The sequence below is a fragment of the Azospirillum formosense genome (assembly GCF_013340925.1).
Taxonomy (GTDB): domain Bacteria; phylum Pseudomonadota; class Alphaproteobacteria; order Azospirillales; family Azospirillaceae; genus Azospirillum; species Azospirillum formosense.
In genome coordinates this window covers 1-10,203 of sequence record NZ_WHOR01000211.1, presented here as the reverse complement: position 1 = coordinate 10,203, position 10,203 = coordinate 1, and the positions used below count along the sequence as shown (strand labels likewise).

The following is a 10,203-nucleotide window of genomic DNA, read 5'->3' as shown; positions in this document are numbered from 1 at the left end:
CTCTCAGGTTCAAGCTGGACACCGAAGCATCCACTTGACAGGGCCGCTCAAAGCGACCTCAACCCAAGCCTTCGAAACTGTTCGTCTCTTACTGCTTGACCGAGATGCTCAAGCGACCCGCGATGCCGGTCCCTTCCGGAACCGGTCCGCGGCCAACGGCCAAAACCGCCGCCTGCGCATCCCTTCTCACAACACGGTATCAACAATATCCAAGATCCCGCGGCTCCCAGGAGAACCGCAACACCCCGCGCCCATTCCCTTCAAGGAGTGGACCGCCAGGGCCAGAATGTCTCTGTGTTCCCGACCCGTCGGCGCCTCGTTGGCGGCCACCGCGTCGGTGGAGGGGGTTATAGGCGCCTCCCCCACGAACACGCAAGCGCTTTTTTGACAGGGTGATGAAAATTCTACCCGATCGTGAAAAATCAATGGGTTGGCGGGCCGCAGCCGGGCGAACCGACTACAGCAGGCCGAGAGACCGCAGTTCGGCGGCCAGATGGGCCGGCAATTCGTCGCCCTGTCCGCCCGCTTCGGACAGGTCCCTGGGCACCGTTTCCGGATTGAGATAGCGCCACCCCTGGAACGGGCGGTGCGGCGTCGGCACGGTGGCGACGAGCTGCGGGTCCATTCCGAGGATGCAGCAGCTCTCCCCTTCCTCGTCCACGGTGGTGTCGATGGCGACCACCCGCTGACGTGCCGCGACGGACCCGCGGACCACCCAGTAGATCGAACCGCCGGCGAGGATTTCCTCCCCCCGCTTCGGCACGCGGCGCGTGAAGACGGGAATCATCGACCGGCCGTCGACAGCCTGCGCGCGGCGCGCCTGCACCGCCGCCAGATGGTCGAGGTCGTCGATCCCGACGGCGAGCTTGATGAGATGCAACGGCATGAACGGCTCAGGAGAGAGGTTGGCGGGACGGGTTCGCTGCCGCAGATGGTAATCCGCGGCAGCGTTTCCAGCCATGCGCTGTTGAAAGCGCGGTGCGCCGGTCAGGCCGGCACGTTGTTGAGGGACCGGCAGCGCTCTTCGAACGGCGGGGTGACGAAGTCCGGCTTCTTGAAGAGGCCGCGCATCCAGGCCGTCAGCGTGCAGAGGTCTTCCAACCGCACGGTTTCGTTCAGGGTGTTTTCCGGGAAGGTCAGTTCGAAGGTTTCGGCAATGTGGTCCAGAACCTGTTCCAGCTGCTCGGCGGTGAGGCCGATCCCTCCGTCCAGCACGGCGTTGCGGGTCAGGACCTTTTCATCCACGCCGTATTCGTCACGGATCAGCTTCACGATCCAGCGGAACAGATGCATCCAATTGGTGATCCCGAGGATCGGCTCCGACATACCCCGCCCCTTGTGTACCGCGACCTTGGCGCGAAGAATGACACGCATTCTTTGCAAATTCATTGCGTGAAAATGCCGCTTCCGTAAGACGGCGGCGTCCATAGAATGCGGCCCATGCGCGCCGCTTATCTCAACCTCGCCCTGTCGATGACCCTGGTCGGCCTGTCCGTTCCGGCATCCAAGGTGATCGTATCCCACATCCCGCCGCTTGTGGCGGCGGAAATGCGCTTCGCCCTGGTTGCGGTGCTGCTGGCGCCCTTTGCCCTCAGGGGTGGAGCGGCGGCGCTGCCGCGCAATGGCAGGGACTGGACAAGCCTCGCCCTGCTCTCCCTGTTCGGCATGGTGCTGTTCAACCTGTTTCTTCTCTATGGGCTGCGCGAGACCAGCGCGGTGGCCGCGGGAATCATCACCAGCACCATACCGGCCATGACGGCGCTGGGGGCGGCGCTGATCCTGCGCGAGCGGATCGGAGCCGGCAGCGCAGCGGCCATCGCCCTGGCGGTCGTTGGCATGGCGGCGCTGAATCTACGCCCCGGTGGCGGCGGTGGACCGGACGATTCCGTCGTCGGCAACGCGCTGGTGCTGGGGGCGGTCGTGTCGGAGGGGCTGTACGGGGTCTTCGCGCGGCAGCTCGGCGGGCGGATTCCGCCTTTGGCACTGACCTGTCTGGCGAATGTCCTCGCCGCGGCGATGATGGCGCCGGGCGCGCTGGCGACGCTGGGCGGCTTCGATCCGGCCGCGGTGCCCGGCTGGGTCTGGCTGCTGTTCGTGGCGTCCGGCCTGACCGGCGGCTTGCTGGCGGTGGTGCTGTGGATGCGCGGGATCGCCCACGTCCCGGCCAACCGGGCCGGGCTGTTCACCGGGCTGATCCCGGCGGCGGGCGTGCTGGCCGCCGTGCTGTTCCTGGGCGAGGCCTTCACGCTGGCCCACGCCGCCGGGCTGTTGTGCGTTCTGTTCGGGATCGCGATGGGAACGGGGTCGCTGCGCCTGCCCAAGCGCTTCACGCCGGGATAAGCGCAGCGCCCATCCGAATCACATCGTTTCCTGGACCAGGGCGACACCCTTGACCTGGGCGTAGACCGGCTGGCCCGGCGACAGGCCGAGGGCGTCCCAGCTCTTGCGGGTGACCCGGGCGAGCATGCGCGCCCCCCTGCCCTCCTTGCCCAGAGCCACGACGGCCATCATCTGCACCTCGTCCTGCCGCTCCGCCGCGACGATGCGGGCGGGAAGCGCGTTCAGGATGGTGCTGCCCTCGGGCGGGTTGCGGGCGAGGCTGACGTCGGACGCCGCGATGCGGGCGCGCCGCGCCGTCCCCTGCGGCCCGAGGTCGCCCGGAACGAGCAGGTGGCCGCCGTCCAGCCGCAGCAGGGTCAGGCCATAGGCGTCCTCCCGCCCCGCCACCACCGCGGGCAGGGTCACCCCGGCTTCGGGCATGCGGGCGATGGGCAGGGTGGGATCGGCCTGGAGTTCCTGCATCGGGCCGGCGGCGACGACGCGCCCCTGGCGCAGCAGCACCAGATGGTCCGCCAGCCGCTCGACCTCCGCGATGTCGTGGCTGACATAGAGGACGGGAACGGACAGGACGCCGTGCAGCCGCTCCAGATAGGGGAGGATTTCCTCCTTGCTGAAGCGGTCGAGCGCCGCCAGCGGCTCGTCCATCAGCAGCAGGCGCGGCTGCGAGAGCAGCGCGCGGCCGACGCCGACCCGCTGGCGCTCGCCGCCGGACAGATGCTCCGGCGAACGGTCGAGCAGATGCCCCAGCCCCAGCAGATCGACCACGTCGTTCAGGAGGATGTGCTCCGGCACGCCGCGCCCCACCGTCCGGCGATGACCGAACAGCAGGTTGGTGCGCACCGACAGATGGGGGAACAGGCTGGCCTCCTGGAAGACGTAGCCGATGGGCCGCTTGTGCGTCGGCCGGAAGGTCCTCCCCTCCTGCCAGACATCGCCGTCCAGGGCGAAGCGCCCGTTCAGCCGCTGCAGCCCGGCCGCGCAGCGCAGCACCGAGGTCTTGCCGCAGCCGGACGGACCGAACAGGGCGGTGATGCCGCGGCCCGGCGCCTCGAACGCCACGTCCAGAGCGAACCGGCCGAGCGTCCCGTGGAAATGCACCGACAGACTCATCGCCTGCCCCGCCCGATGCGCTTCTCCAGCATCATCATCGTCAGGATCACCGTGAAGGAGAAGACCAGCATGCCGCCGGCCAGCAGATGGGCCTCGTCCCATTGCAGCGTCTCGACATAGTCGTAGATGGCCACCGAGAGGACCTTGGTCTGGCCGGGGATGTTGCCGCCGATCATCAGGACGACGCCGAACTCGCCCATGGTGTGGGCGAAGCCCAGCACGGCGCCGGTCAGGAAGCCGCGGCGGGCCAGCGGCACCGCCACGGTGAAGAAGGTGTCGAGCGGCGAGGCGCGCAGCGTCGCTGCCGCCTCCAGCGGGCGGTCGCCGAACGCCTCGAAGGCGTTGCGGATCGGCTGCACCACGAAGGGCATGGAGTACAGCACCGACCCGATGACCAGCCCCTCGAAGGTGAAGGCCATGGAGCGGGCGCCCCACAGGGAGGCCAGCCACCCGCCGGGGCCGTTCGGCCCCAGCAGCATCAGCAGGTAGAAGCCGAGAACCGTCGGCGGCAGGACCAGAGGCAGCGCCACCACCGTGGCCACCGCCTCCTTCCACCAGGCTCCGGACCGCGCCAGCCACCAAGCCAGGGGCGTTCCGACGATCAGCAGGATGACCGTCGTCAACGCCGCCAGTTCCAGGGTCAGGATGATCGGTTGCCAGCTCATCGGCGATCCGTCCTTGCCAGGGAGGCCGGCATGGTCAGTTCGGCGCCCGCGTGCCGTAGCCGTACTTGGAGATCACCGCGGCGGCCTCCGGTCCCTTCAGGAAGGCGAGGAAGGCCGTGGCGGCCTCGTTGCCGGCGCCCTTCTTCAGCAGGACGGCGTCCTGGAAGATCGGGTCGTGCAGCGCCTCCGGAACCGGCCAGCGGGTGCCGTCCGGCTTGGCGATCACCTGGGACAGGGCGACGAAGGCCAACTCGGCGGCGCCGGTCTCGGCGAACTGGAAGGCCTGGGCGATGCTGTTGCCCTGGACGATCTTCGGCTGGATCGCCTCGTAAACGCCCATCTTCTTCATGGCCTGCACCGCGGCGGCGCCGTAGGGCGCGGTCGCCGGGTTGGCGATCGACAGCTTCTCGAAGGCGCCCTTGCGCAGCGTGTCCTCGCCCAGCGGCGCGTCGCCGGCCTTGGTCCACAGCACCAGACGGCCGACGGCGTAGGTGAAGCGGGAGTCCGGAACGGCCAAGCCCTCCTCCACCGCCTTCTTCGGGGTCTCGTCGTCGGCGGCGAGGAAGACGACGAAGGGCGCATCCTGCTTGATCTGGGCGTAGAACTGGCCGGTCGCGCCGAAGCTCAGGACCGCCTTGTGGCCGGTCTTCTGCTCGAAGGCGGTGGCGATCTCCTTCGCCGGGGCGGTGAAGTTCGCGGCGACCGCGACGTTGAACTCGTCGGCCCGGGCCGTCGCCGAGACGGACAGCAGCGCGACGGCGGCAAGCAGGAAACGCGTCATTCGAAAACTCCTTCCGTTCTATCGTCAATCCACCGCAAGAATGATGTGCGATGCGTCGATCAGCGCGCAGGCCGGGTGCCCGGGCTTCAGGCCGATGTCGTCGGCGCTGCGCAGCGTGATGATGGCGGTCAGCGTCTTGCCGCCGCCGATGTCCAAAGTGATCTCGCTGTTGACCGCGCCGTCCTCGCGGCGGGACACCACGCCTTCCACGCGGTTGCGCATCGAGGTGCGCTTCGCCTCGTCCGCCGGGGCGAGGATCACGAAGGGCGCCTTGATCAGGGCCGTCGCCGCGCGCCCCGGGAACAGGCCCAGGTCGCGCACGCTGTCGCGGGTGATGATCGCGACGATCGAGGTCTGGTCTGAGACGGCCAGGGTGACTTCGGCGTTCACCGCCCCGTCGGTGATGGCGGTGACGGTTCCGCGAAGGGCGTTGCGGGCACTGGTGCGCATGAAGAATCCCCACATCAGGCTGGCCGCCGAGAGGCCGGTGCCGTTGAGTTCCGGTTCCAGCACCTGGAAGGCGCGGACCATCTCGCTCTGCAGACGGTGGAAGGTGGCGACCAGCCGCACGCCGTCCGGCGTCAAGGCGGTTCCGCCGCCGCGCTTTCCGCCCGCCTGCGCCTCGACCAGAGGGCGGCCGAACAGGTTGTTCATGGCGTCGATGGCGTCCCAGGCCGCCTTGTAGGTGACGCCGACCGACCGCGCCGCGCCGGAAATGCTGCCCTCGCGCCCCACCGCCTCCAAAAGCCGGATGCGCTCCGCGCCGATCGGCGACGCGTGCGGCCCGGCGAACGACACCTGCGGTTGGACGGACATCAGCGGACACCCCGAATTCGCTATATACGCTCGCTATATAACCATGCTCGACACAGGTGAACTAGCGCTTTCTGCCGAAATTGTCATTTTCTGAGGTCTATGGGCGGGATTGACGCTATCGCTGATTTGAAAATCGGAGCGCCGCGCGCAACACGCCGTGCACAAGATGCACGGCATCTGCTCATCACGCTGAATTTTTGAGCGGTTTTCAGTGATTGAGAAGGCGTTGTTGTTTGCCTCGTGTCGAAAACGGTAGTTCATTGAAACAATCAGAACAATCTGGACTTCAAAACGCCTTGCTGCCCGGCAGCAGGCCACGCTGCCCGCACCATCCCTCTGGCAAGGAATGGCCGGTTGCGGCGAATTCAATATGTAGGTGACCTATACAGCGAAGGATGCGGGCGGAGCGCTCTCCGCCCCATCAATCCACCAGTTCCCAGTCGAGCGTCGACACGACGCGGACGATCTTGTCGATTTGCCGGCTTTCCATGATGCCGGGCGCCTCGTCGCGGGCGAGGATCTGGAACAGGCCCTGGTTGGCGCGGCGGATGCCGCCCAGAGTGGCGCCGCTGTCGGTCGCGAACTGGGTGGCCGCCTCGCGCGCCTTGGCGGTCGCCTCGGCGATCATCTCGGTCTTCACGTCGTTCAGACGCGTGAACAGGTAATTGGGGCCGGAGCCCATGCCCGGCTCCCCGCCCAGGGTGACGCCCTGGTCGAGCAGCTCCGCGAGATTCTGGCTGGCGCGATCGACCCGCTCCACGTCGGGGCTGCGGATCATCAGGGTGCGGGTGAGGATGTAGCGCTGATCCGCCGGCCCCTGGCGGTAAGCCTGGGCAAGCAGGTCCACAAGGTCGAGCGAGCGCGAGACGACGGCGTCGGCGCCCAACCCGTAGCGTTCCAGAAAGGCCAGCACGGCCTTCTCATCAGCCGCGGTCTTCGCCTGGACGGCGGACAGGTCGTCGCCGGTGGCGACGAAGCGCACCGGCCAGAGCGCAAGGTTCGCCTTGACCTCGCGCTCGGCGGAGCCCTTGACGGTGACGAAACGGTCGGCCAGCCGGACCTGGGCGACCTCCCGCCCCGCCGACCAGCCCGCCACCGCGATCCCGATGGCGAGAAACGCCGCCGCCGCCAGCGCCGTCCGGTTTCCGATCATGCCACTCTCCTTCGTCGCTCCCTGCGGAGCATGACGGAGGATTGTGGCGAAGCTCAGGCCGGAGCGGCGCCGGGCGTCGGCATCACACCGTGGTCAGCCAGACGCACAGCAGCGCGTAGGCGACGGGAAAGGCCACCAGACACCAGCGGTCCAGGAGCAGCGACTTCGCCGCGTTGCGCTCGTAGATCATCAGAGACACCGCGCTCTGCATCAGGCTGAGGAAGATCATGCCCATGGAGGCGAGGTTGACCCGGTCCGACAGGGTGAAGCCGCTGCTGCGCGGCAGGTCGCTGGCGATGACGAAATAGCAGGCGACCACGGCGAACAGCGCGCCGATGCCCAAGCCGAAGCGGGGGTCGAGGTCGACCGGCTTCACCAGGAAGGCCAGGAAGGCCACCACCGAGGAGATGAAGATGGTCGAGAAGGTCTTGATGTAATAGACCGAATCCGGCCGCTCCAGGGTGATCGCGTGGGTGTAGCGGGAATAGACGGATTCGTGGTTCTTCGGGAGGGTGATGTCGCCGTAGTTGGTGCGGTAGCGGTGCGCCGAGATGGTGGCACCGTTGTTGATCAGCGAGTAGCCGGAGACGTCGACGTCGGGATCGACGGTGCTGTTGTCGGTGTCCGGCACGTAGACGACGTGCTCCGCCGTCTGGTCGCTGTCCTCGATCACCAGACGGATGGTCTGGGTGTCCAGGGGGAAGCGGCTCACGTCCCAGGGCTGGTTCAGAACGGCCTGGACGCGCGCCTGCCCATAGTTGGTGTCCTTGAGCTTGCGGATCGGGGTGGGCGTGCGGGACTCGATCCGTCCGTTCATCAGCTCGAACGTCTCCAGCGGATTCAGGGAGTCGTCGTCCCAGCGGAACCAGACGTAGAAGTCCACGTTGACCTGATTGTCGCGGAGGTTCACCCCGGTGATCTGGTTGACGTAGGTGCCGACCACCACCTTTGCCGGCTCCGCCCAAGACGCTCCGGGCAGGCCGGTCAGAAGGATGGCGAGGAACGCCAGCACGTACCGAATCATGATGCCCTCTCCTTTCCTGCCGGATGTCAGTGCGCGTGGCTCTTCTTGACCAGCACGTCCATGGTCGCCAGCAGCACGCCGGAGACGATGAAGGTGACGTGGATGGCGACCAGCCACATCAGGTCGCGGTCGGACACCTCCGACACGTTCATGAAGGTTTTCAGGATCTGGATGGAGGAGATCGCCACGATGCTGGCGATCAGCTTCACCTTCAGCGCGCTGAAATCCAGCTTGCCCATCCATTCCGGGCGGTCGGCGTGGCCGGCGACGTCGATCTTCGAGACGAAGTTCTCGTAGCCGCTGAAGATCACCATCAGCACGAGGTTGCCGACCATCGTCAGGTCGACCAGACCGAGCACGATCAGGATGATGTCGTTTTCCGTGCCGTGGACCAGAAGCGGCAGCGCGTGCACCAGCTCCAACGCGAAGCGCCAGCCGATCATCAGCAGCGCGCCCACCAGACCGACGTAGAGCGGCGCCAGGAGCCAGCGGCTCTGGAACATCACCTGCTCCAGGAAATGCTCGGCCCGGCGCCCTGGGCCGCGACGCTGCGCGCCGTTGCGGGACAGGACGGTGGTGTCGCCGCTCAGGGCCGACGGGTTCGACTGGGTCATGACTTGCTCGCCAATGTGATGTCGCCACGGATCTGGCCGATTTTTCGGCCGTCGATTTGATGCTGGTAGGTCATCTGCAGCTGGTCGAAGGCCAGCGCGATGGTCTCGGTGCCGTTGCTGCTGTCGTCGTTGTCGACCGACAGCACATACTCCGTGATCTGCGTGTTCTTCAGGATGATGGTCAGGTACGGCTCGGCGAAGATGTCGCTCTCGCCGAAATACTCGCCCCCCTGAAGCTGCGCGAAGGTGCGGAAGAAGTGGATCGTCGCGGTGACGTCCTTCTTCTGCGGATCGAAGGCCGCCTGCATCAGCTTGGGCGAGGCGAGGTCAAAGTGGCGCTCCAGCTTCAGGCTGTCGACGCCGAGCTTGTCCTGCTTCTGCGCCTTCCGGCTGCCGAAGTAGGAGTTGTCCTCGATCGGGTCGTCATAGTTGAAGCCGCCGACCTCGCGCTTGCCCGACGACAGGTCGAAGCTGACGCAATCGGCGAGATTCTTGTAGTTGCGGATCAGCGACTCGCCCTTGATGCCGGGGTAGTCGAGCAGGATGCGGGGCATGGCTCAGCGCTCCTCAAGCCGCAGAAGGCCGAAGATCCGTCCGACCTCGCCGCGGTCGCCCAGCAGCTCGGCGTACAACTCCGGCAGGGACAGGTTCCCCCAGGCCGCGGCGCGGCGGACGAGGTAGGAGGTCGGGCTGTGCGGCTCCTCCCGCGCCAGGAAATCGGCGATCTGGTGCAGCATCGCGTAGGCTTCCTGCCGGGTCCGCGGCCCGCCGGGGCGGGCGAAGGCGGTGGGGATGATCTCGGCGGACGCGTCGATGGTGGCCCCCTCCCCGCCGTCGACCTCCTCCGTCGCGGCGGAGGCGCCGTCCGGATCGATGCCGCGCTTGGCGAGCGCTTCACGGTGGAACTGGATCAGGCTTTCCAGGGTCTTCAAAAGCTGGCTGAAGCCGGGGGCCGCGCGGCCGGCCACGGCGTCCAGCTCCGCCGCCAGGGTGCGCACCGCCGTCACCGTGTCGCGCAGATGACCGTGCTGGGTCTGGTAGAAGTCCGGCGGCGTGCGGTCCTGCGCGGCGAGGATCTGCTCGACCGTCACCTCTCCGTCATCGACCGCCGCGTGGAAGGCGCGCGGGTCGCGGGTAGCGAGCTTGCGCAGGCGTTGGGCGTTCTGCCAGTCCTGGAAACGGTGCGTCTCGTCGGCGTGCGGCCCCGGCTGGGTGACGGTGGTCGCCATCAGGTCGCGCGACAGCTGGCTGTCCAGCCAGACCAGCGGCGCCAGCCGCGGCTCCGGGTCGCCGTCGTCCAGGCGCGGGTAAAGGCCGTCCCAGAAATCCTCGACCAGCCCGTGGACCAGCAGAAGTCCCGGGGCCAGCCCCGCCGGACCGTGCAGGTGGCCCAGCGCCTGAACCAGCCACGCCGCGACCTGGAGGTCCTTGGTGCGGGTCTTCAGCAGGTCCGACGCCTGCTGGACGACGCCTTTCCAGTCGGCCTTCTTGACGGTGGTCTGCCAGATGCCTTGGTCGAGATCGTCGTCCATCCGGCGCGCCTCGGTCAGCGCGTCGAATTCCGGGCCATGGCGCAGGTCGTCGCCCGCCGGGTCGTCGCCGGGGATGGGCTGGAGCAGGGCGCCGATGTCGATCAGCGGGTGGGACGTGGTCATCGAGTTGCTCACGGGAAGCGTTGGGCCGCGGGGCGGAGCATTGGG

The 10,203-nt window shown here is 67.3% G+C and carries 12 protein-coding genes; 1 reads left to right on the top strand and 11 read right to left on the bottom strand.

Annotated features, from left to right (window positions below):
- Nucleotides 1-457: 457 nt before the first annotated feature.
- Entirely contained in the window at nt 458-886 is a 429-nt protein-coding gene (locus GBZ26_RS21890; protein WP_174440666.1) for a DUF1489 family protein, read from the bottom strand.
- A gap of 101 nt (nt 887-987) precedes the next feature.
- Nucleotides 988-1,428: an acyl carrier protein gene (locus GBZ26_RS21885; protein ID WP_246653881.1), complete on the bottom strand. Its 441-nt coding sequence runs from the start codon at nt 1,426-1,428 to the stop codon at nt 988-990.
- Between the two features lie 12 nt (nt 1,429-1,440).
- On the opposite strand from GBZ26_RS21885, the gene GBZ26_RS21880 reads away from it, so the two are divergent.
- A complete protein-coding gene (locus tag GBZ26_RS21880) occupies nt 1,441-2,340 on the top strand; it encodes a DMT family transporter (protein ID WP_174440665.1) in 900 nt (299 codons plus the stop codon).
- Between the two features lie 18 nt (nt 2,341-2,358).
- Here the strand turns inward: GBZ26_RS21880 and modC are convergent, their stop codons facing one another.
- The 9 genes from modC to tssA all read right to left on the bottom strand — a co-directional run bounded on the left by modC (nt 2,359) and on the right by tssA (nt 10,158).
- A complete protein-coding gene (gene modC / locus GBZ26_RS21875) occupies nt 2,359-3,450 on the bottom strand; it encodes a molybdenum ABC transporter ATP-binding protein (protein ID WP_174440664.1) in 1,092 nt (363 codons plus the stop codon).
- A complete protein-coding gene (modB, locus tag GBZ26_RS21870) occupies nt 3,447-4,115 on the bottom strand; it encodes a molybdate ABC transporter permease subunit (protein WP_174440663.1) in 669 nt (222 codons plus the stop codon). The genes modC and modB overlap by 4 nt, the downstream gene beginning before the upstream one ends.
- 34 nt (nt 4,116-4,149) lie before the next feature.
- Nucleotides 4,150-4,896: a molybdate ABC transporter substrate-binding protein gene (modA, locus tag GBZ26_RS21865; RefSeq protein WP_174440662.1), complete on the bottom strand. Its 747-nt coding sequence runs from the start codon at nt 4,894-4,896 to the stop codon at nt 4,150-4,152.
- A 24-nt stretch (nt 4,897-4,920) separates the two neighbouring features.
- On the bottom strand, nt 4,921-5,712 hold the full coding sequence (locus GBZ26_RS21860; RefSeq protein WP_174440661.1) for a TOBE domain-containing protein: 792 nt from the start codon (nt 5,710-5,712) through the stop codon (nt 4,921-4,923).
- Between the two features lie 421 nt (nt 5,713-6,133).
- Nucleotides 6,134-6,865: an SIMPL domain-containing protein gene (locus tag GBZ26_RS21855; protein WP_119509459.1), complete on the bottom strand. Its 732-nt coding sequence runs from the start codon at nt 6,863-6,865 to the stop codon at nt 6,134-6,136.
- A gap of 82 nt (nt 6,866-6,947) precedes the next feature.
- The gene (locus tag GBZ26_RS21850; RefSeq protein ID WP_174440660.1) at nt 6,948-7,889 is read right to left on the bottom strand and encodes a ligand-gated ion channel; all 942 of its coding nucleotides are present in this window, start codon (nt 7,887-7,889) and stop codon (nt 6,948-6,950) included.
- A gap of 26 nt (nt 7,890-7,915) precedes the next feature.
- Complete coding sequence (locus tag GBZ26_RS21845) at nt 7,916-8,503, bottom strand: TIGR00645 family protein (protein ID WP_174440659.1); 588 nt, start codon at nt 8,501-8,503, stop codon at nt 7,916-7,918.
- Nucleotides 8,500-9,057 carry an Hcp family type VI secretion system effector gene (locus GBZ26_RS21840; RefSeq protein ID WP_174440658.1) on the bottom strand — a complete coding sequence of 186 codons (558 nt, stop codon included), beginning with the start codon at nt 9,055-9,057 and terminating at the stop codon, nt 8,500-8,502. Before GBZ26_RS21840 ends, GBZ26_RS21845 begins: the two co-directional genes overlap by 4 nt.
- 3 nt (nt 9,058-9,060) lie before the next feature.
- Nucleotides 9,061-10,158, bottom strand: coding sequence for a type VI secretion system protein TssA (tssA, locus tag GBZ26_RS21835; RefSeq protein ID WP_211104892.1), 1,098 nt, complete (start codon nt 10,156-10,158; stop codon nt 9,061-9,063).
- Nucleotides 10,159-10,203: the final 45 nt, after the last annotated feature.

What these genes read in the sequence shown, in the direction of transcription:
- GBZ26_RS21890 (WP_174440666.1), bottom strand. Translation starts at nt 886, where the DNA reads ATGCCGTTGCATCTCATCAAGCTCGCCGTCGGGATCGACGACCTCGAC.
- GBZ26_RS21885 (WP_246653881.1), bottom strand. Translation starts at nt 1,428, where the DNA reads ATGGACGCCGCCGTCTTACGGAAGCGGCATTTTCACGCAATGAATTTG.
- GBZ26_RS21880 (WP_174440665.1), top strand. Translation starts at nt 1,441, where the DNA reads ATGCGCGCCGCTTATCTCAACCTCGCCCTGTCGATGACCCTGGTCGGC.
- modC (WP_174440664.1), bottom strand. Translation starts at nt 3,450, where the DNA reads ATGAGTCTGTCGGTGCATTTCCACGGGACGCTCGGCCGGTTCGCTCTG.
- modB (WP_174440663.1), bottom strand. Translation starts at nt 4,115, where the DNA reads ATGAGCTGGCAACCGATCATCCTGACCCTGGAACTGGCGGCGTTGACG.
- modA (WP_174440662.1), bottom strand. Translation starts at nt 4,896, where the DNA reads ATGACGCGTTTCCTGCTTGCCGCCGTCGCGCTGCTGTCCGTCTCGGCG.
- GBZ26_RS21860 (WP_174440661.1), bottom strand. Translation starts at nt 5,712, where the DNA reads ATGTCCGTCCAACCGCAGGTGTCGTTCGCCGGGCCGCACGCGTCGCCG.
- GBZ26_RS21855 (WP_119509459.1), bottom strand. Translation starts at nt 6,865, where the DNA reads ATGATCGGAAACCGGACGGCGCTGGCGGCGGCGGCGTTTCTCGCCATC.
- GBZ26_RS21850 (WP_174440660.1), bottom strand. Translation starts at nt 7,889, where the DNA reads ATGATTCGGTACGTGCTGGCGTTCCTCGCCATCCTTCTGACCGGCCTG.
- GBZ26_RS21845 (WP_174440659.1), bottom strand. Translation starts at nt 8,503, where the DNA reads ATGACCCAGTCGAACCCGTCGGCCCTGAGCGGCGACACCACCGTCCTG.
- GBZ26_RS21840 (WP_174440658.1), bottom strand. Translation starts at nt 9,057, where the DNA reads ATGCCCCGCATCCTGCTCGACTACCCCGGCATCAAGGGCGAGTCGCTG.
- tssA (WP_211104892.1), bottom strand. Translation starts at nt 10,158, where the DNA reads ATGACCACGTCCCACCCGCTGATCGACATCGGCGCCCTGCTCCAGCCC.